The sequence below is a fragment of the Nocardioides hwasunensis genome, from assembly GCF_014779665.1.
Lineage (GTDB): Bacteria > Actinomycetota > Actinomycetes > Propionibacteriales > Nocardioidaceae > Nocardioides > Nocardioides hwasunensis.
Window position 1 is genome coordinate 115359 of the sequence record NZ_JACXYY010000008.1, and the last position, 25827, is coordinate 141185.

Sequence of the window (25827 nt, forward strand, 5' to 3'; positions counted from 1 at the left end):
TCCTTCAGTCGGTGCCGCTGGTTGAGCAGCGAGGCACGAGCGTGTCGAGACCGAGGTGTCGGTCAGTGGTCGATGTGGCAGGGGCCGGCGGCGGCGTTGATGCAGGTCTGCACCTTGATGGCGCCGCTCTCACCGGGGACGGCCGTGGTGATGGCGCCGTTGCGGAGGTCGCGCACGCTGCCCTCGCGCAGCGGCAGGACGCAGCCCATGCAGATGCCCATCCGGCAGCCGCTCGGCATGAGCATCCCGGCGGACTCGGCGGCGTCGAGGATCGGCGTGGCACCGTCGAGCTCGAGGGTGGTGCCGGAGGCGAAGGACACGGTGCCGCCGTCCCCCGGCTCGACGCGGGCGGTGCGGAACTGCTCGGTGGTGAGGCTGAGGCCGTGGACGTCGTGGTGCGCCGCGAGGGCGTCGAGCAGGCCGGCCGGACCGCAGGCGAGGGTCGCCCGCTCGGCGAGGTCGGGGACGAGGTCGGCGAGGTGGTCGACGTCGAGGACGCCGTGCTCGTCGTCGTACCTCGCGACGAGGCGGATGGCGCCGGCGGCGTCGAGCGCCTCGAGGTCGCGGATGAAGATCGAGTGCGGGTGGCTGGGCGCGACGTGCACGACGACGATGTCGTGCATCGCGCTGCGCGGCAGCCGGAGCACCCCCTCGTCGGTGCTGGGGAAGAGGTTGCGCAGCATGCCGATGACCGGGGTGATGCCGGAGCCGGCGGTGACCATGAGGAACTTGCCCCCGGCGGGCGGGAGGACGAACTCACCGGCCGCCTGCTCGAGGTGGACCACCGTGCCCGGACGTGCCTCGTGGACGAGATGGTTGCTGACGAGCCCCTCGGGCACGGCCTTGACGGTGATGGAGATGCGGCCGTCGCGCCGCGGGCCGTGGGTCAGCGAGTACGCGCGCCACTGGCGTACGCCGTCGACGTCGATGCCGATGCGGAGGTACTGACCCGGGACGTGCCCGGCCCAGTCGGCGCCGGGACGGATCACGATGGTGGCCGCGTCGGCGGTCTCGGGGTGGATCGACTCGATGCGACCACGCAGGTCGGCGCCCGAGCGGAGCGGCGCGAAGAGGTCGAGGAAGTCGGCCGGCAGGTAGGGCGTCGTCGCAGCCTCGGCGACCCGGACCAGGTGGTCCCCCAGTCGTCGGCTGCGCGGCGTGCCGCCCACCTGCGGCTCGAGAGTCGTGCTCATGACATCCAATGTGGCGGAGTCGGGCCCGGAGTTCCTGCCGCTCGGACGTGAATCGGGGCTAGGATCTTGTTCACTGCGAACAATCTTCTCGTCAGGAGTCGCGATGACCACCCCGCCGGTGCGACCCACCACACAAATACAGACGGTCGTCGACCTCGATCCTCGTGTGGCCAGGGCGCTCCGCTCGGAGCTGGCCGAGGTCGCCGACCGAGCGGTCCTCACCATCATCGACGAGGTCCCCAGCTACGCCGGCGCGCTGAGCGGGCGGATGGGCGAGGTCATCCGCAACGCCGTCCAGCTGGCGCTCGGCGGATTCCTCACCCTGGCCACCCGCCCGGACAGCAGCGCCCCCAAGGCGCCGGCGATCGAGGGCGCCTACCAGCTCGGTCGTGGCGAGGCCCGCAGCGGCCGCACGGTCGAGGCGCTGCTGGCGGCCTACCGCGTCGGGGCGCGTGTCGCGTGGCGCGACATGGGCGACGCGGCGGTCGGGGCCGGCATCGAGCCCGGGCAGCTGGCTCGCTTCGCCGAGCTGGTCTTCGCCTACATCGACGAGCTGTCCGCGGCCTCGGTCGCCGGGCACACCGACGAGCTCGAGAGCAGCGGACGGGTGCGGCAGCGCAACCTCGACCGGCTCGCGCGCGCCCTGCTGAGCGGGGCGCCGGCCGACGCGGTCAACGCCGCCGCCGAGCGCGCCGACTGGGAGCCGCGCGACGCGCTGACCGCGGTCGTGCTCCCCGAGTCGCAGGTCTCGCACGCCCTCACCGCCCTGGACCCGCGCACGCTGCAGCCGACCGACGAGGTGCCGGGCCTGCCCGAGGGCCATGCCTCGCTGCTCGTGCCGACGGCCGCGTCGGCCACCGCCCGGCGCACGATGCTGCGGGCCCTGCGCGGCACGGACGCCGTCGTCGGGCCGACCGTCCCCTGGCTCGAGGCAGCCGGCTCGCACCGTCGTACGCTCCGGTGCGTCGCGCTCGGTCTCGAGGGCCTGGTCGACTCCGACGAGCACCTGGCCGCACTGGTGCTCGGCGCCGACGCCGAGGCCCGCGCCGACCTCCGGGCCCGGGTGCTGGCCCCCCTCGCCGACCTGCGGCCCTCGACCGCGGAGAAGCTCACCGACACGCTGCGCAGCTGGCTGCTCCACCACGGCCGGCGCGACGCCGTCGCCGAGGAGCTCTTCGTGCACGCGCAGACCGTGCGCTACCGCGTGGGCCAGCTCCGCGAGATCTACGGCGACCGGCTCGAGGACCCGGCCTTCGTGCTCGACGCGACGCTCGCGCTGGCGTAGGGCCGCGCGGTCGGCGCCGCTGTAACGCCGGGTTGGTGCACCTACCCACCCCGTTGCAGCAGGGTGGGTACAGCTGCTAACCCGGCGTTACAGCGGTTCCGCGCTCGTACGCCGCCTCGCCGGCGACCCAGGTCGCCACGACCTGCTCGGCGAAGGCCTGCAGCCGCCGGGCGTGCTCGCGGTCGGAGGGACCGTCGAGGGGGTCGGCGTCGAGGAGCACCAGGTCGGCGGGGTGACCGACGGCCACCGTGCCCCGGCCGTCGGTCGAGGCGGCGAGCGCCTCGCGAGCGGACAGCGCCTGCTCGGGGTGCCACGGCTCGCGGTCGTCGCCGGAGCGGTGGACCGCCGCCGCGATGGCCAGCCAGGGGTCGAGCGGCGAGACCGGGGCGTCGGAGCCGAGCACCACGTCCACGCCCTCGTCGAGCATCCAGCGCAGCGGGAAGCAGCGTTCGGCGCGACCCGGCCAGAGGCGCTCGGTGACGTCGCGGTCGTCGAGGAGGTGCGCGGGCTGCACGCTCGCCCGCACGCCGAGCCCGGCCATCCGGCGCACGTCGTCGCGGGTGGTGAGCTGCACGTGCTCGATGCCGCCGCGTGCGCCGGTGTCCTCGAAGGCGGCCAGCGCCTCGGTCACCGCTCGGTCGCCGATGGCGTGCACGGCCACGTCGAGCCCGCCGGCCGCGGCGCGGGCGAGGAGCGCGCGCAGCTCCTCCGGCGTCTGGTTGGGCTGGCCCTCCTCGAGGCCGGGCACGGCCTTCTGGGCGTAGGGCTCGCAGCACCAGGCGGTGCGGGTGTTGAGCGATCCGTCGCTGATGATCTTGAGCGGTCCCATCGTCAGGCTCCCCGCGTTCGGCAGAGAGCCGTCGAGCGGGTCGCCGGAGCGCAGCCCCCGGGAGAGCACGTCGTCGAGGCCGTCGGCGTAGCAGGCGTGGCGGATCTTGAGGAGGTTCGCGCCGTCGGCCCAGCGCGCCGCCCAGTCCGCGACGCCGCCACTGAACTCGAGGTCCACGAGCCCGACGACACCCTGGGCGGCGGCGGCCTCCATCGAGCGGCGGTAGGCCTCCGGGCCGGTGCCGTCGGAGCCGAGCACGGAGGTCAGTCGGCCGTAGGCCATGAACCACTCGCCCTCGCTCACCACGCTCTCGCGCGTCGACAGCGCGAGCATGTGCAGTGCGATCGTGTTGAGCCAGCCGTGGTGGCCGTCGCCGGCGATCAGCACGATCGGCTGGTCGGTGGCGATGGCGTCGAGGTCGGACACGACGGGGTTGTCGGGCCAGGCCGTCGGCCGGTGGCCCCAGCCGATGACCGGCACGCCCGGCCACTGCTCGAGCCGCTCGCGCACCAGGGCGACCGCGTCCGCGCTCGACCGGGCCGGTGCGAGGTCGAGCCGTGCCGAGGCCAGCGTCCACTGTCCGAGGTGCACGTGCTGGTCCCAGAGGCCCGGCATCAGCCAGCGCCCACCCCCGTCGTACGTCGACCCGCTCCCGTCGGGGGCCAGGTCGGGGCCGACCTCGACGACGCGGCCCTCGGCGGTGCGCACGTCGACGAGTCCGGGCACGGGGTCGGTGACGGCGACGAGGCGCACGTTGCGGAGGAGCACGGGCCCACCGTAGGCAATGGGGCCGCAGCGCCGGTTAGGTTGGGGGCATGAACTGGCGGGGGCCTGCGGTTGTCGTCGCGCTCCTGGCGATCGGGGCCGGGAGCGGGTTCGCCGCGTCCGCGGCCAGTCGGGACACCGCGGTGGGCTCGGGCGTGCCGTCCCCCGTGCGGGCCGACGGCGCCGACATGCCGGTCGAGGCGCCACGGCCCTACGCGCAGGATCCCGACGACCCGGCCCTGGAGCCGGGGATCGCGATGTCGCAGGCCACGATGGGCTCCGGCAAGTTCGAGCTGTTCTTCCCCGCCCCCACGGGCTGGCGGATCAACGACAACGCCAGCAGCGAGCGGAAGTGGAAGGACCCCGGCACCTCCGACAACACCTACGTGATGCGGATCGGCCAGATCGACAGCCAGGGGGTCAGCATCCCGGAGGCCATCGACCTGCGCGTGGCCCGGCTGCTCGACGAGGCGGACGACGTGGTGATCATCGACCGCGGCGCATCCTCGCTGGAATACACCTATCGCGGCATCGCCAACAACCTGCGTCACGCCTTCATGGTCTGGCTCGACCTCGACTCGAGCGGCCAGGCCGACGTCGAGATCGTCGTGCACGGTCGCGAGCGGGACGTGGCAGGCGCCGAGGACCTGATCGAGCGGGTGTCCGAGGGGATGCGCGGCGCGACCGGTGGCCCGGTGTGACGGGTCGGCGCCTGACGCTGCTCGCCCTCGCGCTGGTCGTCGGGCTCATGGGCGGCTTCGGCACCTCGTGGGCGCTGGGGGCGGGACCCCTCGGCTCCGGCGCCGCCGCGCCGGTCGCGGACGCGTCGCCGACGCTGCCCGTCGACCCGGTCCCCGACCTGCTGCCCGACCCCGACTACCCCCCGCTCGCCCCGGACGTACGCCTGGTGGACACGACCGTGGGCGAGGGTGACTTCCGGATGACGGTCCCCGCGCCCGACGGCTGGAACCTGTCGCCGAACTCGCTCAACGAGTGGCAGTGGCGTCCCCCGGACCAGCCCGCGTCCTTCGGCTACCTCATGCGGGTCGAGCAGGTGCTCAGCAACCGCCGCTCGATCGACTGGACGCTCGATCGTCGGATCGCCGAGCTGGAGGAGGACGAGCAGGGGGTCGAGATCCTCGACCGGACCGAGGACGGCATCCACTTCACGTTCATCCTCAGCAACCACCTCCGCCACGGCTACCTCACGTGGATCGACGTGACCGGCACCGACAACGCGCAGGTCGAGATCGCGGTCAGCGGACGCGCGGTCGACCAGCCCGGGCTCGCCGCCCTCGCGGAGCGGGTCGCGGCCGGCGTACGCCTCGGCTAGGAGCTCGAGCGGTCGGCTCAGACGCCGAAGGTCTGCACCGAGTCGAGCACGCGGTTGGCGGTGCCGCGGTCGTTGCTGCGGACCTGCACCCACAGCAGCTGGCTGGCGTTGAGCTGGACCACCCGCTCGATGGTGACGTCGGGGCCCGGACATCCGCTGAAGACGACGGTCATCGACTCGTCGCCGTCCTTCTGGTCGCGGATCAGCGTGCCCGCGGTCGCGCAGTCACGGTGCTGCGGCACCCGCGTCGGCAGCTTGTCGCCGGTCAGGATGCCGACGAAGACACCCTGGCCGGGGTCGCTGGCGGTGTTCCAGCCCGCGCGCGTCCCGGCCGCGATCGACGGCTGGGCCTGCTTGCCGTCGATCGGCGTCCACTGGTCCGGGTCGACCCGGGTGGTCCACGACTCGGGCACGGTCACCACGATCGTGCCGGTGCGGTCCTCGACCGTGCGGTCCGACGTCGTGGTCCGCTCGATCGCCCACCCGCCCCCCGCGCCGGCCGCGAGCACCGCCACGGCGGCGACCAGCCAGGGCCAGCGGGGACCGCGCCCCCGACCGGTCGTCGTCTCGCCGACCTCGTCCGTCCCCTCCGTCGGCGCGGGTCGGGTCAGGTCGGGGTCGGCCGGGATCCACGCCTCCGGTGCGTCGTCGACGTGGCCGCCCATCGCCTCGACCAGCGCCGCGGTGAAGGACGCGACGTCGTCGTAGCGGTCCTCGCGGTCCTGGGACAGGGCCTTGAGGAGGACCGCCTCGGCCCCGGGGTTGTCGATGTCCATCGGCGGGGGCGGTGTCGGACTCGCAGCCGCGGCGAGGCTGGCGTGGTCGAACGGCTGGCGCCCCGCCAGCAGGTAGTAGCCCAGCGCCGCCAGGGAGAACTGGTCGGCGCGCGGGTCCAGCCCCTCGCCGAGCGCCTGCTCGGGGGCGACGTAGGTGGGCGTGCCGCCGACCATCGTGAGCCGGGAGGACATGTCCATCGCCTTGCCCAGGCCGAGGTCGCCCACCATCGCGACGACCTGCGAGCCGTGGGCGTGCTCGACGCTGCGGAAGAGGACGTTGGCGGGCTTCACGTCGCGGTGCAGCACCCCGCGGTCGTGGAGCGCGGACAGGCCCTGGCCGACCTGCGTGAGCACGGTCAGCGCCTGCAACGGCTCGAGGGCCGAGAGCTCGAGCCGGTCGGCCAGCGTGCCCTGGTCGGCGTACGCCATGACGAGGTAGGGGCGGTCGTCGGCGAGCTCGCCGGCGTCGTAGACGCTCACCACGTGCGGCGACTCGACCTTGCGGAGGAAGCGACCCTCCTCGATGAACCGCTGCCGGACGTGGAGGTCTCCGGCCCAGTTCTCCGCGAGCACCTTGATGGCCACGGGCGAGTCCAGGTGCTCGTCGTAGGCCAGCCAGACGGTGGCGAACGCCCCGGACCCGATGCGACGCCGCACCGGGTACCGACCGAGACGAGAGGGAGCGGACACCCGGGCATTATCGTGCAGTCGTGATCTATTCCGGGGACGGCGGGGCGGCGTGGGGGCCGGACGAGATCGACGACCTCGCGCGCAGGGCGCGAGACGGCGATCGCGAGGCGCTCGAGCAGCTGCTCGGGGTCGTGCGTCCACGGGTGCTCAACATCTGTCGCGGCGTGCTGCCCTACTCCGGCGACGCCGAGGACGCCTGCCAGGAGGCGATGCTCAACGTCGCCACCCGGATCGGCACGTGGGGCGGGCGCGGCCGGTTCACCACCTGGCTGCACATCGTGGCGGTCAACAGCGCGCGCACGGCGTACCGCAGGCTCAAGAACCTGGCCACGCCGACCGACTTCGAGGACGGCTCCCACGACCGGCCCGACCCGCGCACGACGAGCGTCATCGCCGGCACCCGCCTCGACCTGCTCGAGGCGATGGAGGAGATCGAGAAGGACCACCCGCAGTACGTCGAGCCACTGCTGCTGCGCGACGTCTACGGCCTGCCCTACGACGAGATCGCAGCGTTGGTCGACGCGCCGCTCGGCACGGTGAAGGCGCAGATCCACCACGGCCGCAAGCTGGCCCGGCCGCTGCTGCGCGGCGAGCAGTGACGACGGGTCGGGGGCGAGCCAGGTGCTTGCTCAGCCCGGCCCTGGCCTCGTCCCTCGCGCTCGCGCTGGCGCTCCTGGCCGGCTGCTCCTCGGGCGCGGAGCAGTCCGATGACGGACCTTCCCCCTCGTCCGCTCCGTCCGCGCCCGCGACGTCGAGCGACCCCGGCTCCGGTGAGGCCTCGACCGGCCGGCCCGAGGTCACCGACCCGGTCGAGCCCGACCTCGACCTCGCGCTGTCCGAGCCCGTCGAGGACAGCGTCTACCCCGACGTCGGCGACCCGCGCGTCGACGCGCTGCACTACGACCTCGACCTCGGCTGGGACCCGGAGACCGAGCGGCTGACCGGCCAGGCCGCCATCACCTTCCGCGCGACCCGCGACGCGCGCGCCTTCCAGCTCGACCTCGGGGCACCCCTGCGGGTCGGCGAGGTCACCCTCGACGGCGAGCCGGTGCAGGTGCGCCACCGCGGCAAGGACCTGGTCGTCCGCGCGCGCGTCGAGGCCGACCAGCGCTACGAGCTCGTCGTCCCCTACGCCGGCACCCCGGAGCCGGCAGCCGCCCCGACGACGCGCAGCGACTTCTCCTCCACCGGGTTCACGATCACCGACACCGGCGAGGTGTGGACGATGCAGGAGCCGTTCGGCGCCTACACCTGGTATCCCGTCAACGACCAGCCCTCCGACAAGGCGCTCTACGACATCACCGTCCACGCCCCAGGCCCGTGGACCGGGATCGCCAACGGCCGGCTCACCTCGCTCGAGGAGACCGACGAGGGCACGACCACCGCCTGGCAGCTCGCGGAGCCCGCGTCGTCGTACCTCATCACGCTGGCGATCGGCGACTACGCCCACAGCAGCAACACGACCGCGAGCGGCATGACCGTCGACTACTGGACGCCGCGGGCGATGGTGACGTCGGCGGAGCTCGACCGGCTGCACACCGCCGCCGCCTCCGTGGACTGGATCGAGACCAGGCTCGGCGACTATCCGTTCGACTCCCTCGGGCTCGTCGTGACCGAGTCCCAGAGCGCGATGGAGACCCAGACGATGGTCACGCTCGGCAACAACGACTACGTGCTCTCGCCGCAGGTCATCGCGCACGAGATCGTGCACCAGTGGTACGGCGACCAGGTCTCGCCGGCGGACTGGCGCGACGTCTGGCTCAACGAGGGCATGACGATGCTGATGCAGTGGATCTACGAGGACGAGCACGACCTCCGTCCGCTGCGTGACACCCTCCGCGACGCCCGCGCCGGCGACCAGGCGCTGCGCGACGACTACGGCCCGCCCGGGGCGTACGACCCGCGGCAGTTCGGCAGCTCGAACATCTACTACCCGCCGGCGCTCATGTGGAACGAGCTGCGCGTCGCGCTGGGTGACGAGGAGTTCTTCGCGATCGCCCGGTCGTGGCTGGCCGACCACGACAACACCTCGGTCTCCCGCGAGCAGCTCGTCGACCACTGGGAGTCCGAGACCGGGCTCGAGCTCTCGGCGTTCTTCGACCGCTGGATCACCGGCACGACCACGCCGCCGCGCGGGGTGCCGGACGCCTGAGCCGCGGCGCACTCCCTCTCCCGCTCCACCATGGGCTCGGCGGTGGGTCAGCGCTGCTCGGCGGGCTCCTCGGCCTCCACCACATCGGCCTCGGTGTCGTCGCCGGTCTCTGTCGCGTCCGCCTCGGGAGCAGGCGCGGCGGGTACGTCGACGGGCTCGGGCAGCGCCACGCCGGGCACGGTGCCGGTGAGGGTGGCGAGCATCTGGCGCACGTTGGAGAGCTGGGCGTTGATGCTGTCGCGGCGCTGCGCGGCCGCCGCGAGCTCGCGCTCGGACTCGGCGCGGACGCGGTCGGCGGTGCCACGGGCGTCGTTGACCATCGTGGTCGAGCGCTCCTCGGCGTCGGCGAGCATCCGCGCGATCCGGGCCTCGGCCTCGGCGCGCGAGCGCTCCATCGCGGCCTCCGCGTCGCGGTTGCGCGCGGTCATCGCATCGAGCTCGGCCTGCGTGGCGGCCTGCTGGGCCTGGAACTCCGAGGTCGCCCTCTGGCGGCGCTCGGCCAGCGTGGTCTCGAAGTCGGCGGCGGACTGGGCGGCCTTGGCGCGGGCGTCCTCGTGGAGTGCCTCGGCCTCGGCACGGCGGGCGGAGGCGTCGCGCTCGGCCGCGTCGCGCTCGGAGTCGGCGGCCGTGCGGGCGTCGGCGAGCACGCGGGCGCCCTCGGCCTCCGCGTCGCGGCGGGTGACCTCGGCGTAGCGGTCGGCGTCGGCGCGCACCTGGCCCACCTCGGCGTCCGCCTCCTTGCGCATCGCCTCGACCTCGCCGAGCACCCGGTCGCGGATCTCCGCGGCCTCGGCCTCGGCGAGGGACAGGATCTGGCCGACGCGCTCACCGAGGTGCTCGTAGGTCGGCACCTCGGGCTCCTGCTGCTGCTGGGCGACGAGCGCGTCGCGCGAGGTCGAGGCCTCGCTGCGCGCGGCCTCGGCCGCGGCCTCGGCGGCCCGGAGTCGCTCGGTGAGGTCGGCGACCTCGCCCCGCGCCTGGCCGACGGCCCGTTCGACCTCGGTGGGGTCGTAGCCGCGCCGGACGGTCGTGAACATCTCTTCAGGCATCGGGCGTCTCCTGGTCGATCAGGGGGTGGGGGGCAGGGGCGAGCTGTGCGTGGCAGGGTCGAGGTCGGGCGAGAACGCGACGGGGCGCTGGGGCAGCGGCCGGCGATCGGCGTCGGGCTCGACCTGGCGCTCGGGGACCGACAGGGCCTCGATGACGCCGGAGAGCTGGCCCAGCTCGGCCGCGATGGTGTCGCGCCGGGTCTGGAGCTGGGCGATCTCGGCGCGGGCGCGCTCGACGGCGCGACGAGCCCCCTCGCGGAGCTGGTCGGCCTCGGCGCGCCCCTCGGCCACGTGCGTCAGGGCCTCCTCGCGGGCCCGGCGACGCTCCTCGGCGGCCTCCGCGCGGCTGCGGGTGACCTCCGTGGCGACGAGCGAGCGCAGGCTCGCGGCCCCGGTCTCGGCCTCGACCCGGCGGCGTTCGAGGCGCTCGACCGCGCGCTCGGACTCGTCGGTCGCGTCGGCGACGACACGGGCAGCCTCGGCCTCGGCCTGCTCGAGCACGGCCCGCGCCTCGGCCTTCCGCTCAGCCGCGAAGCGGTCCGCGTCGGCCGCGATCTCCTCGGCGCGCTGCCGAGCCTCGGCGAGCTCGAGGGCGACCCGACCGTCGACCGCGGCGATGACCCCCTGCAGACGCTGGCGCACGAGACGGACGTGGTCGCCCGCGTCGGCGTGAGCGGCCTTGCGGGTCGTCTCCGCCTCGGTCGCGGCACCGGCCAGCACGGACTCGACGGTCCGGGTGGCCCAGGCCGTCTGCTCGGCCGCGTGCCGGAGCTTCTCGTCGCTCTCGGTGCGCGCGGCGGAGAGCGTCTCCTCGGCGACCCGGCGCATGCGATCGACCTCGGCCCCGGTCGTACGCCGCAGCTCCTCGACGTGCAGCCCGGCCTCGTCGCGCATCCGCGCGGACTCGATGGAGGCGCTGGCCCGCAGCGACTCGGCCTCGGCGGTCGCGGAGTCGAGGTGGTGCTGACCAGCGGTGCGCGCCTCCTCCACCAGCCGGGCAGCGGTCTCCTGGGCGAGCGAGACCGTCGACTCGGCCTCGGCGCGAGCACCGTCGAGCAGCTCGGACTTCTCCGAGGCCGCGGTCTCGCGCAGCTCCTGCGACTCCGCACGCAGGGCGACGGCGTCGTCCTGCGCCTGGGCGCGGAGCTTGGCGCCCTCGATCCGAGCGGCCTCGACCTGCTGGTCGCGCGCCTCGCCGGCGGAGCTCATGAGCAGCGACGCCTGCTCGTTGGCGTCGACGACGATGGTGGAGGCCTCCTCGGAGGCACCCGCCAGGACCTCCTCGGCCTGCCTGCGTGCCCGCGCCGCCTCGGCGCGGTCACGCTCGGCCTCGACCTTGAGCAGGCGGGCCTCCTCGCGGAGCGACGCGAGGTCCGCGGTGAGCCGCGCGGCCTCCTCGCGAGCCTCGCTGACCAGCTGGTCGGCGACCTGCTGGGCGCGCGCGAGCAGGGCCGTGGTGGTGGGCTCTTCGGACGACGGCGGGGCACCGAGGGACATCGCCCGCTCCTCTCGCACGATCAGGGGGACGCCCATTCTGGCAGCGCAGCGGCATACCCACAAAGGGGTGGTCCAGCCGGTTGCGCCGAGAGCGAACCCGTCTTGCCGCTCGAGGTACGGACGGGTGGACTGCGCCCATGAAGCTCCTCGTGCTCGGCGGCACCCGGTTCCTGTCCCGCGAGGTCGCGACGCAGGCGGTGGCCCTCGGCTGGGACGTCACCTGCGCGTGTCGTGGGCGGTCGGGCCCGGTGCCCGAGGGCGCCGCCCACCTGGCATGGGACCGGGCCGAGCCCGCCCCTGCAGCCCTCGCCGACGGGGCTTGGGACGCGGTGGTCGACGTGACCCGCCTCCCGTCGCAGGCGCGCAGTGCGGTGGCCGCGCTGCGCGAGGCCCACTGGGTGTTCGTCTCGACCGTGAGCGTGTACGCCGACAGCTCCTCGCCCGCGATGGAGCCGCTCCTCGAGCCCGTCACCGACGACGTGGACCTCGCGGTCGACCCCGAGGCCTACGGCGGGATGAAGGTCGCCTGCGAGCAGGTCGTGCAGGCGGGCGCCGCGTCCTGCGTGGTCGCGCGGCCCGGACTGATCGTCGGACCGGGCGACCCGACCGGTCGCTTCGCCTACTGGCCGCAGCGGCTGTCCCGCGGCGGCGAGGTGCTGGCTCCCGGGTCGCCCGACGACACGGTGCAGGTCATCGACGTGCGCGACCTCGCGGCCTGGCTCCTGGTGCTCGCCGAGCGGCGTACGACGGGCGTGCTCGACGCGGTCGGGACCCCGATGCCCCTGGCCGAGATGCTCGACGGCGTGGCCGCCGGGGTCGCCGCCGGCCCACCGGCGCTGACGTGGGTGGACACGTCCTTCCTCGAGGAGCAGGGGGTCGAGCCGTGGGCGGGCGAGGGTTCGCTGCCGCTCTGGCTGCCGCGACCGGCGTACGACGGGATGCTGTCGCACGACCCCGGTCCCGCCATCGCCGCGGGGTTGCGGCTCCGCCCGGTCGCGGACACGGCGGACGGCTGCCTCGACTCGCCCGTCGTCGCGCTCACGCCCGAGCGGGAGGCCGAGGTGCTGGCCGCCTGGCATGAGCGCTGATCCGCGCGTCGCTCAGTTCTCCAGGACGCAGGAGAGCGTGGCGACGGAGAGCGCCATCTTGATGAACGGGTAGGCCTCGAGGTCCTGGTCGTAGAACGTCCACGACTCGTCGAAGAAGCCCGCGGACACCATGTCGTCCAGCCCGTCGTCCTTGAGGGTCTCGCGGGCGACGCAGTCGACCTTCTCCTCGGGCACGTTCGGCTGGCCGCGGAGCGCGGTCGCGAAGCCTGTGACCGCGCGCTTGCGGTCGGCCGCGGTCCACCCGTCCGGTCCGGGCTCGGGCCTGGTGGTGGCCCCGCCGCTCGCGGTGGGTGGAGAGGTCGGCGTCGGAGGGCTCGACTCGGGATAGTCGGTGATGCTCGCCGGCGGCGGGGAGGGACGCGGCGTCGGGTCGCTGACCGCCTCGTCGTCGGCGGGCCACAGGGCGTACGCCAGGGCACCGCTGGCGAGGACCAGTGCCACGACGAGCGCCACCCACATCCCCACGCGCGAGCCGGGACGCTCCGAGGTCGGCACCGGCGTCGGCCTGGGGGTCGGCGTCGGGGCGGGCGTCGGGGTCGGCGCCGAGGACGCGGACTGGACCGTCGGGGCGGCACCGGCACGGCGTACGACGGTGGGGGCCGCGCCGGCCCGGCCCACCGCGGCGCGCAGCTCGTCACGGAGCTCGCTCGCGCTCCCGTGGCGATCGGCGGGATCCTTGGCCATCGCGCGCTGCAGCAGGGCGTTCACGGCGAGGACGACCGCGTCGGCGCCCTCGACCTGGGGGGCCGGCTCCTCGAGGTGCGCGGAGACGACCTCGTAGTCGGTGGTGCCGGCGAAGGGCGCCGTGCCGGAGATCGTCGTCCAGAGCAGGCAGCCCATCGAGTAGACGTCGCTCGCCGCACTGGCCTCCGCGCCGCGGTGCAGCTCCGGTGCCATGAAGGACGGCGTGCCGACCATCCCGCCCATCGTCAGACCGGTCTGGTCGCCCCCCGCCCGGGCGATGCCGAAGTCGGCGAGGGCGGCGCGCCACGCCTGCCCGTTGTGCCGGAGCAGGACGTTGGCGGGCTTGATGTCACGGTGCACGATCCCGACGGCGTGGGCCGCGGCCAGGCCGTCGGCGACCTGCGCCATCAGCTCGAGGCCGTCGACGAGGGGCGGCGGGCCGTTGCGACGCAGCAGCGTGCCCAGGTCGCCGTCGGGGAAGTACTGGGTGGCCATCCACAGGCGCCCGTCGGTCTCGCCGTGCGCGTAGACCGAGACCACGTGCGGCGAGTCCAGCGACGCCATCGCCCGCGCCTCCCGCACGAAGCGCTCCCGGAAGGCCGCGTCGTCGGCCAGCTGCGGGGAGATGACCTTGAGCGCGACCTGCCGGTGGAGCGCCTCGTCGCGGGCGACGTAGACGACGCCCATGCCGCCCATGCCGATGCGGCGCTCGAGGAGGTAGGGGCCGATGCGCTCGTTCATGGCTGCGTTCCTACCCCGTCAGCGCTCGCTTCACACGGCGCCTGCGCCGGCGGCCCGATATCTGAGGACGTCATGAACGTGATCGCGTGCCGATCCCGTTCATGACGTCCTCAGATATCCAGGGGTGTCAGAAGAGGAGGGCCGTCCCGGGGTCGTTGAGCATCCCGGCGACGTCGGCCAGGAAGCGTGAGCCCTTCTCCCCGTCGATGTGCCGGTGGTCGAAGGACAGCGCCAGCGTCGTCACGTCGCGCACGACGATCTCGCCGGTCTCTTCGTCGACCCAGGGCCGCTTGTTGATCGCGCCGAAGCACAGGATCGCGGACTCGCCGGGGTTGATGATCGGGGTGCCGGCGTCGACGCCGAAGACGCCGACGTTGGTGATCGTGAAGGTGCCGCCGGCCATCTCGGCCGGTTGCGTCCTCCCCTCGCGCGCGGTGGCGGTGAGCTCGCCGAGCGCCGCCGCCAGCTCGGTCATCGAGAGGCTGTCGGCGTCCTTGACGTTGGGCACCACCAGGCCTCGCGGCGTGGCGGCCGCGATGCCGAGGTTGACGTAGTGCTTGTAGACGACCTCCTGCGCATCCTCGTCCCAGAACGAGTTGATCTCGGGGGTGCGCTTCATCGCGAGGATGACCGCGCGGGCCAGGACGAGCAGCGGGCTGACGCGGGTGTCGCGGAGCTCCGGACGCTTCTTGAGCCGGGCGACGAGCTGCATCGCCGCGGTGACGTCGACGGTGACCCACTCGGTGACGTGCGGGCTGGTGAAGGCCGACTGGCTCATCGCCGACGCCATCATCTTGCGCACGCCCTTGATGGGCTCGCGGGCCTCGCGCTCGCCCGTGACGCTCACGGAGGCGGCGGGTGTGGCCGACACCGACGGCGTACGTGCGGTGGTGCCGTCGGCGGCGCCCTGGACGTCGTCGCGGGTGATCGTGCCGGACGGTCCCGAGCCGACGAGGGTCGAGAGGTCGACCCCGAGGTCCTTGGCGAGCTTGCGGACCGGCGGCTTGGCCAGCGTGCGTACGACGCCCGGGTCCTGGGCGGCGGGCGGCACGAGCGCCTCGGCCGGGGCCGTGTGCTCGGGACGCTGGTCGGTCGCGGGGACCGGCGACTCGTCGGCCGGCATGACCTCGTCGGACTGGGCGCCGCCGGGCGAGAACGCGCCCTGGACCTGGAGCTGCGTCTGGCTGCCGGCGACGGTGCTCGGGGATGCCGAGCCGCGACGAGCCCGGCGCATCGGGCCGCGCTCGGCCTTGATCCGGCCGACGAGGGACGCGCCCTCCATCGACCCGGACGCCGCGGGGTTGGACAGGTCGATGTCGGCCGGGTCGACCTGGGGAGCCGCGGAGTGCCCGCTCTCGGCAGCGCCCGCCTTCTCGGCCATCCCGAGGTAGGGGTCGGACTCGGTCTGCTCGGTCGGCGCCGGCGGGGCAGCTGGCGCCTCGCCCTCGGCGCCGATCGAGATGATCGGGGTGCCGACGGGGATGGTCTCGCCCTCGGGGACGAGGAGCGCCAGGACGGTGCCCTCGAACGGCGAGGGCAGCTCGACCAGCGACTTGGCGGTCTCGATCTCGACGATCACGTCGTTGATCTCGACGGTGTCGCCGACCTTGACCTTCCAGGCGACGATCTCGGCCTCGGTGAGGCCTTCCCCGACGTCGGGGAGGAGGAACTCGGACATCAGGATCCTTTCGGAGATCCTTGGTTGCGACACGGTCGCTGCGCGACCTGCTCAACCAGCGGAGGGATCAGAAGGCAAAGGTGCGGTCGACGGCGTCGAGCACGCGGTCGAGGTCGGGGAGGTACTCCTCCTCGATGCGCGAGGGCGGGTAGGGCGTGTCGAAGGCGCCGACGCGCAGGACCGGGGCCTCGAGGGAGTAGAAGCACTCCTCGGTGACCCGGGCGGCGAGCTCGGCACCCATGCCGAGGTTCACGTGGGCCTCGTGGGTCACCACGCAGCGACCCGTGCGGCGTACGGACTCATAGACCGGTGCCATGTCGAGCGGCGAGAGGGTGCGCAGGTCGATGACCTCCAGGTTGCGCCCCTCGGACGCGGCGGCCTCGGCGCACTTGAGCGCGGTCTTCACCGTCGGGCCGTAGGCCAGCACCGTCGCGTCGGTGCCGGCGCGCACGACGCGCGAGGTGAAGAGCGGCTCGGGCGTGGCCGACTCGTCGAGCTCGGCCTTGTCGGCGTGGTACTGCCGCTTGGGCTCGAGGAAGATCACCGGGTCGTCGTGGGCGATGGCCTGCTGGATCATCCAGTAGCCGTCGACCGGGTTGGAGCAGGCGACCACCTTGAGGCCGGGCGTGTGCGCGAACTGCGCCTCCGGGCTCTCGGAGTGGTGCTCGACCGCACCGATGCCGCCACCGAACGGGATCCGGATGACGATCGGCATCTTCACCTTGCCCTGCGAGCGGTAGGTGTACTTCGCGACCTGGCACACGATCTGGTCGTAGGCGGGGTAGACGAAGCCGTCGAACTGGATCTCGACGACGGGGCGGTAGCCGCGCAGCGCCATGCCGACCGCGGTGCCGACGATGCCGGACTCCGCGAGCGGCGAGTCGATGACGCGGTCCTCGCCGAAGTCCTTCTGCAGGCCGTCGGTGATGCGGAAGACGCCGCCGAGCTTGCCGACGTCCTCACCCATGAGCAGGACCTTGTCGTCGTCCTCCATCGCCTTGCGCAGGCCCATGTTGAGCCCCTTGGCGAGGGTGATCTTCTGGTTGGCAGTCATCTCAGTGCCCCCCTCCTGTGGTAGAGCCCTCGAAGGACGCGAGGTAGGCGGCGAACTCGTCGCGCTGGGCGGCGATCTCGTCGGTCATCTCGCTGAAGACGTAGCCGAACTGGTCGAGCGGCTTCGGGTCGGGCAGCGCCTTGCAGCCCTCACGGAGGTGGTGGCCCAGCTCCTTGGCCTCGACGTCGAGGTCGTCGAAGAACTCCTGGTCGACCAGGCCGTTGCGGCGCAGGTAGACCTTCAACCGCTCGATCGGGTCCTTGAGCTTCCAGTGCTCGAGCTCGTCGTTGAGCCGGTAGCGCGTCGGGTCGTCGGTCGTGGTGTGCGCGCCCATCCGGTAGGTGTAGGCCTCGACGAACGACGGTCCGTTGCCCTCGCGGGCGCGCTGCAGCGCGGCCTTCGTGACGGCGTACGTCGCCAGCACGTCGTTGCCGTCGACGCGGATGCCCGGGAAGCCGAAGCCCAGCGCCCGCTTGTGCAGCGGGATGCGGGTCTGCCGCTCGATGGGCTCGGAGATGGCCCACTGGTTGTTCTGGCAGAAGAACACGACGGGCGCGTTGTAGGACGCGGCGAAGATGAAGGCCTCGTTGACGTCGCCCTGCGAGGACGCGCCGTCGCCGAAGTGGGCGATCACGGCCGAGTCGCGCTCGGGGTCGCCGGTGCCGACGACGCCGTCGCGCTGCATGCCCATGGCATAGCCGGTGGCGTGGAGGGTCTGTGCGCCGATCACGATCGTGTAGAGCCCGAAGTTGTTCTCGGCCGGGTCCCAGCCGCCCTGGTCGACACCGCGGAACAGGCCGAGCAGCCGCAGCGGGTCGACGCCCTTGCAGTAGGCGACGCCGTGCTCGCGGTAGGTCGGGAAGACGTAGTCCTGGGGGCGCAGCGCGCGGCCGGCGCCGATCTGCGCGGCCTCCTGCCCGAGCAGCTGGGCCCAGATGCCGAGCTCGCCGTGGCGCTGGAGCGCGGTGGCCTCGACGTCGATGCGGCGGGTGAGGACCATGTCGCGGTAGAGCCCGCGCAGCTCCTCGGCCGAGAAGTCGTGGTCGAACTCGGGGTGGTGGACGCGTTCACCCTCGGGGGTCAACAGCTGGACGAGGTCGGGCCCGCCGTCGGCGTGGGAGGGTCCGAAGACCTCCGCCAGGTCGGGGCCGAAACTGCCGTGCTCGGACAAAGCGACTCTCCTATACAGCTAGCGGCTGTCGCGGGATCGCCGGACGCCGACGGCTTGCAGCGTGATCGTCGGCGTGTGTGACCCCGACCACATGGTGGGCCAAACGTATCGGCCGGGACCCGGCAGCACCAATCCGACCGGGCAGGAGCGCGCGCAGGTTGAGCCGGCGTCGGCAGGGCTCGTGGGTGACCCGCCGACGCCGGCTCGCCTCCACTGGGATGGAGGCAGTCGGGTGGCTCGGGGGGCACCACCCGATCGGCAGGGAACGCCCGGCGCCGGCGGCTCGAGGCCTTCGGCGCCAGGGGCGATCACTGCCGACGAGACGTTCGCGGGGCCGGCCCCCCAGCCAGCCCCGCGTCCGATCCCCCGTCGGAACGAGGAAAGCGTGCACCCGCGATCCGTCGCAGAGAAGACCCCCGACGAAGGCTGCGGCGAGCGTGAGGCATCTCTTGACGATCCCGCGACCCGGCCTTGCCAATGCCGCTCGAAAGGCGATGTCCTGCCCGGCCGCGGACCAGACCAGCCGTAGCCTTGCCCGCGTTCGTGCCAGAGATCTGGTGCCAGTGATCGGGGGGTGTGCGGTGAGCCACGCGCGTGGGGTCCTGCTCGGGCTCGCGGTCCTGGTGGTCTCCCTGCTCGCGCCCGCTGCGGCCACCGCCGACGTGGTGGCCTTCCCGCCGCGGCCACTGTTCTGGGAGCAGCCGCTGGCCGACCCGAGCGTCGTCCACGACGGCACCCGGTGGTTCGCCGCCGGCACCGGGTGGCGGGGCGGCACCGCGACCAGCGCCCAGGAGTACGCCGGCTGGGTCCCCGGCGCGCCCCTGCTCGACGCGCGGCCGGAGTGGGCGCGCAACGGCGACGTGTGGGCACCGGAGGTCGTCCGCGCGCCCGACGGCACCTGGCTGGCCTACTACTCGATCCCTGTCCCCGGCCTCCCGCGCGCCGACGACCGGTGCATCGGCGTCGCGACCTCCCCGGACCTGACGATCCCCTTCACACCGCTGCACACCGAGCCCCTCGCGTGCCCGCCCGAGGCCACGACGACACCGGCCAGCGACGTCGTGCGCCGTGAGCGCGGGCTGCCGCAGCGGGGGGTCATCGACCCGTCGTCCTACGTCGCGCCGGACGGCCGGCGGTTCCTGCTCTACCGGACCCAGGGCACGCCGTCGTCGATCCGGATGGTGCGACTGACCGCGAGCGGGCTGCGGGCGGCCGGGCCGAGCCGCGAGCTGCTCCGCGACCCCGGCGTGCTGGAGAACCCGGAGATGGTCGACGCGCGTGGCCAGCACCACCTGCTGCTGAGTCGTGGCGACTTCGGGCGCTGCGGCTACCGGACCGTCTGGCGGCGCTCGGACTCGATCCGGCGCGGCTGGCAGTCGGCGCCGGAGACGACGCTGCTCGACCGGACCTCGACGGGGATCTGCGGGCCGGGCGGCGCGGACTACGTACCCGGCACCCCCCACCGGCTGTTCGTGCACGGCTGGGTCTGCGACGGCGCCAACGGGCCCTGCGAGTCGTCGTACTCCTCGCACGACGACGTCGGGCTCCGCGGACGTCGGGTGCTCTACCTGGCCCGGCTGCGGTGGACGAAGGACGGCCCGGTGCTCGCCCGCTTCGGGCAGGGGCCGGCCTGGACGCCGCCAGCCGCGTGACCGCGCTCCGCGGGGTCGGTCAGGCGTACAAGCCGGCGGTCAAGCGGCCCATGGTCCGCTCAAGCACGCCCGTGCGGCGTGAGCCAGACGGCCGGGTCGGGCCCGTCCGGGACGATCTGCGTCGGATTGATGTCGGTGTGCACGACGTAGTAGTGCGTCTTGATCTGCTCGAAGTCGACCTCGTCGGCGAAGCCCGGCGTCTGGAAGAGGTCGCGGGCGTAGCCCCAGAGGTTCGGCATCTCGGTCAGCTTGTTGCGGTTGCACTTGAAGTGGCCGTGGTAGACCGCGTCGAAGCGCACCAGCGTCGTGAAGAGCCGGACATCGGCCTCCGTGATCGCCTCGCCCATCAGGTAGCGGCGGTCGGCGAGACGCCCCTCGAGCCAGTCCATCGCGGTCCACAACCGCGCGTAGGCGTCGTCGTACGCCTCCTGCGAGCCGGCGAAGCCGCAGCGGTAGACGCCGTTGTTGACCTCGGTGAAGACGCGCTTCATGACCTCCTCCATCTCCTCGCGGAGGTCGGCGGGCCAGAGGTCGGGCGCGTCCGGGCGCTGGTGCTCGCGCCACTCGAAGGAGAGGTCGTGCGTGATCTGCGGGAAGTCGTTGGTGACGACCTGGCCCGACTCGACGTCGACGATCGCCGGCACGGTGATGCCGCGGGGGTAGTCGGCCTGGCGCGCGAAGTAGGCCTCCTGCAGCCGCTCGATGCCGAGCACCGGGTCGCGGCCGTCGGGGTCGAGGTCGAAGGTCCAGCTGCGCTGGTCGTGGGTCGGGCCGGGGGCGCCCCACGAGATGACGTCCTCGAGTCCGAGCAGGGTGCGCACGATGATCGAGCGGTGCGCCCACGGGCAGGCGCGGGCGGCGACGAGGCGGTAGCGACCGGGCGCGGCCTCCCAGACGGGCACGTCGCGCGGGCTGTCCTTGGACCCGCTGGGGAACTGCTCGTCGAGCGGGTCGAGCGAGCGCTCCCCGGCCAGGATCCGGTCGGGCAGGTAGCTCATGTCGCGCTCGAAGGGCTGGCCCTGCTTGGTGTAGCTCGCCGTGTCGTTCATCCTTCAACCATACTCGCCTCGCCTCGACGGCATACCTTCTGACGGGTGAGCGCCCTCCCGCCGTCGGTCTTCGCCACCAGCGACGCCCACGGCCACCTGACCGAGCTGACCGCCGCCCTCCACGAGGCCGGCCTCGTCGACCGCGAGGCGCGCTGGTCGGGCGGCGACGCGCGGCTGTGGGTGCTCGGCGACCTCCTCGACCGCGGGCCCGACGGGCTCGGCGTCATCCGGCTCGTACGACGCCTCGCGGACGAGGCCGCGGCCGACGGCGGGCAGGTGCGCACGGTGCTCGGCAACCACGAGGTCATCGCGCTCGGCATGCGGCGGTTCGGCGACGCCGAGGTCGTGCACCGCGGCGTCGCACGGACCTTCTCCTCGATCTGGTCCCGCAACGGCGGGCTCGCCAGCGACCAGGCGGGCCTCGACGACGAGCTCGTCGACTGGCTGTCCGGGCTACCCGCCATCGCCCGCGACGGCGACCACCTGCTGATGCACTCCGACACCACCGGCTACCTCCAGTGGGGCGACACCGTCGACGACATCAACGAGACCGTGCGCTCGCTTCTGGCCTCGGACGACCCGGTGGCGTGGTTCAACGTGCTGGTCGGCCTCGGACGGCGGCACGAGCTCGGCGGTGCCGACGGGCCGGCCGCAGCCCGCATGCTCCTCGACACCCTCGGCGGAGCGCGCATCGTGCACGGACACAGCATCATCGGCGACTACTTCGGCGAGCCCTTCGACTCCTACGACGAGCCCCGCCTCTACGCCGACGGGCTGGCCCTCGACATCGACGGCGGCATCTACGAGGGCGGGCCGTGCCTGGTCGCCCACCTCGGGGGATAGTCCAGCGGCAGACGGTCGCCCCGCGGGGGTAGTCCAGTGGCAGATGGTCGTCCGGAGCCCGTTTCGGCAGCCACATGCCACTGGACTACCCCGACAACGAAAATCGCAAAGAGATGTTTGCAAATGACTCTTTGCAGTCTTAGCGTGGGGCCATGCCCTCCTCCATCACGCCCGACATCGCCGGCCTCCGCGCCCTGAGCCACCCGGTGCGGCTGCGGATGCTCACCCTGCTGCGCGGCGAGGGGCCGGCGACCGCGACCACGCTCGCCGCGCGCCTCGACCTCAACACCGGCGCGACGTCCTACCACCTCCGCCAGCTCGCGCAGCACGGCTTCATCGAGGAGGACACCGCGCGCGGCAACGCTCGCGACCGCTGGTGGCGCGCGGCCCACCAGAGCACCCGCACCGACTTCCGCGACGAGGGCGTGGTCGACAGCGACGTCGAGGCCTATCTCACGACCGTCGCGATGCTGTACGCCGACCGCATGCGCGCGGCCGTCTCGGAGATGGCCTTCCTGCCGCAGGAGTGGCGCCGCGTCGGGACGTTGAGCGACTGGGAGCGGAGGCTCACCCCGGCCCGGGCCGATGAGCTCGTCGCCCGGCTGGCCGGGATCATCGACGGCGCGGAGGACTCCGACGCCGAGGACGCGGTGCCGTTCACGCTCAACCTCAACGCGTTCCCCCGACCCGGCCAGCGCTGGGGCGAGTGATGGCGGACCGCGCTCCCCTGGTCGGGGCCCTGGTCGCCGAGGGCGTCTCCTTCGTCGGCACCCGCGTCTCGATGATCGCGATCCCGTGGTTCGTGCTCTCGACCACCGGGTCGGCCACCCTCACCGGGCTCGTCGCCGCTGCGGAGATCACCCCGCTGGTCGTGTTCAAGGCGCTCGGCGGCCCGCTCCTCGACCGGCTGGGCCCACGCCGGGTCACGCTGACGTGCGACCTGCTGTCGGCGCTGGTCGTCGGCCTGGTTCCGCTGCTGCACGACCTGGGACTGCTGAGCCTCCCGCTGCTACTCGTGCTGGTCGCGGTCGCCGGAGCGCTGCGCGGTCCGGGCGACGCCGGCAAGGCGGCGATGAGCCCGGAGATCGCCCGGGTCGCCGGCTGCTCGCTCGAGCGGGTGTCGGGCCTCGCCTCGGCCGTCGAGCGCACCTCGACGATGGCGGGCGCGGCCCTCGCCGGCCTCCTGGTCGCCTCGGTCGGCGCGGCCAACGCCCTCTACGTCGACGCCGCGTCGTTCCTCGTCTCCTTCCTGGTCTTCGCCCTCGCGACCTCCGGCCTGGGTCGCCCCGTCCCACCGGAGCCCGAGGCCGACCCGACGTCGTACGCCACCGAGCTGCGGCAGGGCTGGGACTTCCTGCGCACCGACCCCGTGCTCGTGGCGATCTGCGCGATGGTCGCGGTGACCAACCTCGTCGACCAGGCCTGGGTCGCGGTGCTCGCGCCGGTCTGGGCGAAGGACTCCGGGGCGGGGGTCGAGGTGCTGGGCACGCTGTTCGCGGTGATGAGCGGGGCGTCGGTCCTGGGCGCGCTCGTGGCGGCCCGCTGGGGCGAGACCTTGCCGCGCTACCGGACCTACGTCATCGCGTTCCTGATCGCGGGCGCGCCGCGGTTCGTGGTGATGGCCCTCGAGTCCCCGATCTGGGCCGTCCTCGCGGTGACCGTCGTCGCCGGTGCCGCGTCGGGCTTCCTCAACCCGATCCTGGGCGCGGTGATCCTCGAGCGGATCCCCGCGCCGCTGATGGGCCGCGTCTCCTCGCTCAACACCGCGCTGTGCTGGTCGCTGATGCCGCTCGGCGGGATCCTCGGCGGCCTCGCGGTCACCGGGCTGGGCATCTCACCGGCGCTCGTCGTCGCCGGGGCGACGTACCTCCTGACGACGATGGCGCCCACCCGGGTGCCGAGCTTCCGGCGGATGGACCGGTCGCCCGCGGCGGCTCCCGAACCCGCTCCCTCGAGCGGTGTGTGAGCCACATTTTCCGTACGCCGAATGTGGCTCACCCACCGCCCCTCCGGCGACTCGAGGTCAGGGAGCGAAGCGCGCCGCCACCTCGACCACCCGGTCGAACGCCTCGGTCTCACCGATGCTCACGCGGACGCCGTCGCCGGCGAAGGGACGGACCGAGATCCCGAGCTCCCCGCACGCGGCCGCGAAGTCGAGGGCGCGGTCACCGAGCGGGAACCACACGAAGTTGCCCTGCGCGTCGGGCAGCTCCCAGCCGACCTCGCGGAGCCGGACGACGAGGTCGGACCGCCGCTCCACGAGGTCCGACACCCGCTCGAGCAGGGCGTCCCGCGAGGCGAGCGAGGCGATCGCCGCGGCCTGGGCGACGTGGCTGACCCCGAAGGGCGTCGACACCGCACGGAGCGCGGCGGCCAGCGGCGCGGGGGCGACGGCGTAGCCGACCCGGAAGCCGGCCAGACCGTAGGCCTTGGAGAACGTGCGCGTGAGGACGACGTTTTGGTGGCGGCGGTAGGTCGCGACGCCGTCGATCGCGTCGTCCATCCGGACGAACTCGAGGTAGGCCTCGTCGACGACGAGCACCACGTGCGGGGGCACCTTCGCGATGAACGCGTCGAGGTCGGTCTGGGTGACCGCCGGGCCGGTGGGGTTGTTGGGCGTGCAGACGATGACGACCTTCGTGCGGTCGGTGACCGCGGCCGCCATCGCGTCGAGGTCGTGGCGCCCGTCGGCGGTCACCGGGACCTGGACGCTCGTGGCACCGCCGGCGGTGACGGCGATCGGGTAGGCCTCGAAGGAGCGCCACGCGTAGACGACCTCGTCACCGGGCTCGCAGAAGGCGTTGACGAGCTGGTAGATCAGTGCGACCGAGCCGGTGGCCGCCGCGAGGTCCTCGACCGGGACGCCCATCGCCTCGCCGAGCGCGGCGTAGAGCGCGGTGCTGCCCATGTCGGGATAGCGGTTCATCTCAGCCGCGGCGGCGGTGGCGGCCTCGAGCACGCCGGGCAGCGGGGGGTAGGGGTTCTCGTTCGACGACAGCTTGTAGGACGTCACCCCGGGTCGGGCCACGGGCGGCTTGCCGGCGACGTACGCAGGGATGGCGAGCACGTTGGGCCGGGGCTGCGGAGAGGTGCTGGACATGCCCGCACCCTAGTCAGCCGCGCGACGACCCCGCCACGGCCTCAGGACCGCCAGCAGCACCACCCCGAGCACGAACCCGACCACCGCGCCGAGGATGTTGTCGACCATGTCGGTCACGTCGCACGCCCGGTCCAGCCGGGCCAGCTGGAGCTGGGTGAACTCGATGCCCAGGCTGTACGCCGCCAGCATCGCGACGCCGATCGGCGCGAGCACCAGCCCCGCCCACCAGCGACCGACCGCCAGCACGAGGAACAGCCCGGCCGGCACGAAGAGCAGCACGTTGAGGGTGCGCTGGTCGAGGCCGAGCACCTGGAACGCCGCTCCCGACGGGCCGCCGTAGTCCCACGAGCAGGTCTCGCTGCGCGTCTCGGCCGGCACGAACCCGACGTCCGGGCGGGTCGGCACCAGCGTGACCAGGGCGATCGCGACGAGCGACCAGAGCAGCCCGGCGACCGAGACGGCGGTGAAGGTGCCCACCCATCGCCGGAGGCCGAGTGCGAGCAGCACCGCGACCACCCCGGCGGCCAGGCCCCCGAGCAGCATCACGCCCGTGCCGCCGATCGTCACCACGTCCGCGAGGGTAGCCACCCGCCGCTGGCGCTCGCTGGTCCCCGCTGGTTGAGCAGGGCGCCCCGGCGCCCGTGTCGAAACCAAGGGGACGGGCAACGAGACGCGGGGTAGTCCCCTACGTTCTGGTCGTGACGAGAACGTAGGGGACTAGGGACCAGAACGTAGGGGACTAGGGACCAGAACGTAGGGGACTACCCCGGCTAGGGTCGTGCCATGCGCTTCGTGACCTGGTTGCTGACCTACGCCGCCGGCCTGGCCGTGGCCGCCTGGCTGCTCGACGGGATCTGGTTCGAGGGAGCCTCGAGCGGTCAGGAGGAGATCCAGGACAAGATCCTGCCCCTGCTGATCGTCTCCTTGATCCTCGGTCTCGTCTCGACCTTCATCGAGCCGGTGATCAAGGTGCTCTCCCTGCCGTTCATCATCCTCACGCTGGGCTTCCTGCTGCTGGTGATCAACGCGCTGATGCTGCTCCTCACCGCGCGGCTCGCCGATGCCTTCGACCTCGGCTTCCACGTCGACGGCTTCTGGAACGCGCTGGTCGGCTCGCTGATCGTGACCATCGTCGGCTGGGGCGTCCGCTCCGCGCTGCCCGCGCGGGACTGACCGC

23 protein-coding genes are annotated in these 25827 nt (G+C 73.1%); 11 read left to right on the top strand and 12 right to left on the bottom strand.

Annotated features, from left to right (window positions below):
- Window positions 1-62: 62 nt before the first annotated feature.
- Entirely contained in the window at window positions 63-1193 is a 1131-nt protein-coding gene (locus tag IEZ25_RS18480) for a ferredoxin reductase (RefSeq protein WP_191200942.1), read from the bottom strand.
- Between the two features lie 103 nt (window positions 1194-1296).
- Here IEZ25_RS18480 and IEZ25_RS18485 point away from each other — a divergent pair, with 103 nt between their 5' ends.
- Window positions 1297-2478 (top strand): helix-turn-helix domain-containing protein, encoded by a 1182-nt coding sequence (locus IEZ25_RS18485; protein WP_191200943.1) that lies wholly within the window; start codon window positions 1297-1299, stop codon window positions 2476-2478.
- A gap of 76 nt (window positions 2479-2554) precedes the next feature.
- Here IEZ25_RS18485 and IEZ25_RS18490 read toward each other — a convergent pair whose 3' ends face one another.
- Window positions 2555-4075 (bottom strand): amidohydrolase, encoded by a 1521-nt coding sequence (locus tag IEZ25_RS18490; RefSeq protein ID WP_318152322.1) that lies wholly within the window; start codon window positions 4073-4075, stop codon window positions 2555-2557.
- Window positions 4076-4122: 47 nt separating this feature from the next.
- Between IEZ25_RS18490 and IEZ25_RS18495 the strand changes: the two genes are divergently transcribed.
- Both IEZ25_RS18495 and IEZ25_RS18500 read left to right on the top strand, forming a co-directional pair.
- The gene (locus IEZ25_RS18495; protein ID WP_191201086.1) at window positions 4123-4773 is read left to right on the top strand and encodes a hypothetical protein; all 651 of its coding nucleotides are present in this window, start codon (window positions 4123-4125) and stop codon (window positions 4771-4773) included.
- Window positions 4770-5405: a hypothetical protein gene (locus IEZ25_RS18500; protein ID WP_191200944.1), complete on the top strand. Its 636-nt coding sequence runs from the start codon at window positions 4770-4772 to the stop codon at window positions 5403-5405. Before IEZ25_RS18495 ends, IEZ25_RS18500 begins: the two co-directional genes overlap by 4 nt.
- Before the next feature lie 17 nt (window positions 5406-5422).
- Here IEZ25_RS18500 and IEZ25_RS18505 read toward each other — a convergent pair whose 3' ends face one another.
- A complete protein-coding gene (locus tag IEZ25_RS18505; protein ID WP_191200945.1) occupies window positions 5423-6871 on the bottom strand; it encodes a serine/threonine-protein kinase in 1449 nt (482 codons plus the stop codon).
- Between the two features lie 20 nt (window positions 6872-6891).
- Between IEZ25_RS18505 and IEZ25_RS18510 the strand changes: the two genes are divergently transcribed.
- Both IEZ25_RS18510 and IEZ25_RS18515 read left to right on the top strand, forming a co-directional pair.
- Window positions 6892-7470, top strand: coding sequence for an RNA polymerase sigma factor (locus IEZ25_RS18510; RefSeq protein WP_318152323.1), 579 nt, complete (start codon window positions 6892-6894; stop codon window positions 7468-7470).
- Window positions 7471-7496: 26 nt separating this feature from the next.
- On the top strand, window positions 7497-9023 hold the full coding sequence (locus tag IEZ25_RS18515) for a M1 family metallopeptidase (RefSeq protein ID WP_191200946.1): 1527 nt from the start codon (window positions 7497-7499) through the stop codon (window positions 9021-9023).
- 47 nt (window positions 9024-9070) lie between these two features.
- Here IEZ25_RS18515 and IEZ25_RS18520 read toward each other — a convergent pair whose 3' ends face one another.
- Together IEZ25_RS18520 and IEZ25_RS18525 are read right to left on the bottom strand one after the other, a co-directional pair.
- Entirely contained in the window at window positions 9071-10072 is a 1002-nt protein-coding gene (locus tag IEZ25_RS18520; protein ID WP_191200947.1) for a coiled-coil domain-containing protein, read from the bottom strand.
- A gap of 18 nt (window positions 10073-10090) precedes the next feature.
- A complete protein-coding gene (locus IEZ25_RS18525) occupies window positions 10091-11569 on the bottom strand; it encodes a coiled-coil domain-containing protein (protein WP_191200948.1) in 1479 nt (492 codons plus the stop codon).
- Window positions 11570-11706: 137 nt separating this feature from the next.
- Between IEZ25_RS18525 and IEZ25_RS18530 the strand changes: the two genes are divergently transcribed.
- Window positions 11707-12657, top strand: a complete 951-nt coding sequence (locus tag IEZ25_RS18530) for an NAD-dependent epimerase/dehydratase family protein (RefSeq protein ID WP_191200949.1) — start codon at window positions 11707-11709, stop codon at window positions 12655-12657.
- Between the two features lie 12 nt (window positions 12658-12669).
- Here IEZ25_RS18530 and IEZ25_RS18535 read toward each other — a convergent pair whose 3' ends face one another.
- The 4 genes from IEZ25_RS18535 to pdhA all read right to left on the bottom strand — a co-directional run bounded on the left by IEZ25_RS18535 (window position 12670) and on the right by pdhA (window position 18006).
- On the bottom strand, window positions 12670-14103 hold the full coding sequence (locus tag IEZ25_RS18535) for a serine/threonine-protein kinase (RefSeq protein ID WP_191200950.1): 1434 nt from the start codon (window positions 14101-14103) through the stop codon (window positions 12670-12672).
- A 127-nt stretch (window positions 14104-14230) separates the two neighbouring features.
- Entirely contained in the window at window positions 14231-15781 is a 1551-nt protein-coding gene (locus IEZ25_RS18540) for a dihydrolipoamide acetyltransferase family protein (protein WP_191200951.1), read from the bottom strand.
- Window positions 15782-15848: 67 nt separating this feature from the next.
- Window positions 15849-16835 (bottom strand): alpha-ketoacid dehydrogenase subunit beta, encoded by a 987-nt coding sequence (locus tag IEZ25_RS18545; protein ID WP_191200952.1) that lies wholly within the window; start codon window positions 16833-16835, stop codon window positions 15849-15851.
- Window position 16836: 1 nt separating this feature from the next.
- Window positions 16837-18006 (bottom strand): pyruvate dehydrogenase (acetyl-transferring) E1 component subunit alpha, encoded by a 1170-nt coding sequence (gene pdhA, locus IEZ25_RS18550; protein WP_191200953.1) that lies wholly within the window; start codon window positions 18004-18006, stop codon window positions 16837-16839.
- Window positions 18007-18587: 581 nt separating this feature from the next.
- Here pdhA and IEZ25_RS18555 point away from each other — a divergent pair.
- On the top strand, window positions 18588-19658 hold the full coding sequence (locus tag IEZ25_RS18555; protein WP_191200954.1) for a family 43 glycosylhydrolase: 1071 nt from the start codon (window positions 18588-18590) through the stop codon (window positions 19656-19658).
- 59 nt (window positions 19659-19717) lie between these two features.
- Here IEZ25_RS18555 and IEZ25_RS18560 read toward each other — a convergent pair whose 3' ends face one another.
- Window positions 19718-20707 (bottom strand): glutathione S-transferase family protein, encoded by a 990-nt coding sequence (locus tag IEZ25_RS18560; RefSeq protein ID WP_191200955.1) that lies wholly within the window; start codon window positions 20705-20707, stop codon window positions 19718-19720.
- 45 nt (window positions 20708-20752) lie between these two features.
- Here IEZ25_RS18560 and IEZ25_RS18565 point away from each other — a divergent pair, with 45 nt between their 5' ends.
- The 3 genes from IEZ25_RS18565 to IEZ25_RS18575 all read left to right on the top strand — a co-directional run bounded on the left by IEZ25_RS18565 (window position 20753) and on the right by IEZ25_RS18575 (window position 23516).
- The gene (locus IEZ25_RS18565; RefSeq protein ID WP_191200956.1) at window positions 20753-21550 is read left to right on the top strand and encodes a metallophosphoesterase; all 798 of its coding nucleotides are present in this window, start codon (window positions 20753-20755) and stop codon (window positions 21548-21550) included.
- A gap of 152 nt (window positions 21551-21702) precedes the next feature.
- Entirely contained in the window at window positions 21703-22260 is a 558-nt protein-coding gene (locus IEZ25_RS18570) for a helix-turn-helix domain-containing protein (protein ID WP_191200957.1), read from the top strand.
- Window positions 22260-23516: an MFS transporter gene (locus tag IEZ25_RS18575; RefSeq protein WP_191200958.1), complete on the top strand. Its 1257-nt coding sequence runs from the start codon at window positions 22260-22262 to the stop codon at window positions 23514-23516. The genes IEZ25_RS18570 and IEZ25_RS18575 overlap by 1 nt, the downstream gene beginning before the upstream one ends.
- A gap of 57 nt (window positions 23517-23573) precedes the next feature.
- Here the strand turns inward: IEZ25_RS18575 and IEZ25_RS18580 are convergent, their stop codons facing one another.
- Both IEZ25_RS18580 and IEZ25_RS18585 read right to left on the bottom strand, forming a co-directional pair.
- Window positions 23574-24650, bottom strand: a complete 1077-nt coding sequence (locus IEZ25_RS18580; RefSeq protein ID WP_191200959.1) for a histidinol-phosphate transaminase — start codon at window positions 24648-24650, stop codon at window positions 23574-23576.
- Window positions 24651-24659: 9 nt separating this feature from the next.
- Window positions 24660-25220: a VanZ family protein gene (locus IEZ25_RS18585; protein ID WP_191200960.1), complete on the bottom strand. Its 561-nt coding sequence runs from the start codon at window positions 25218-25220 to the stop codon at window positions 24660-24662.
- 213 nt (window positions 25221-25433) lie between these two features.
- On the opposite strand from IEZ25_RS18585, the gene IEZ25_RS18590 reads away from it, so the two are divergent.
- Window positions 25434-25823 carry a phage holin family protein gene (locus tag IEZ25_RS18590; protein ID WP_191200961.1) on the top strand — a complete coding sequence of 130 codons (390 nt, stop codon included), beginning with the start codon at window positions 25434-25436 and terminating at the stop codon, window positions 25821-25823.
- The last annotated feature ends 4 nt before the right edge of the window (window positions 25824-25827 follow it).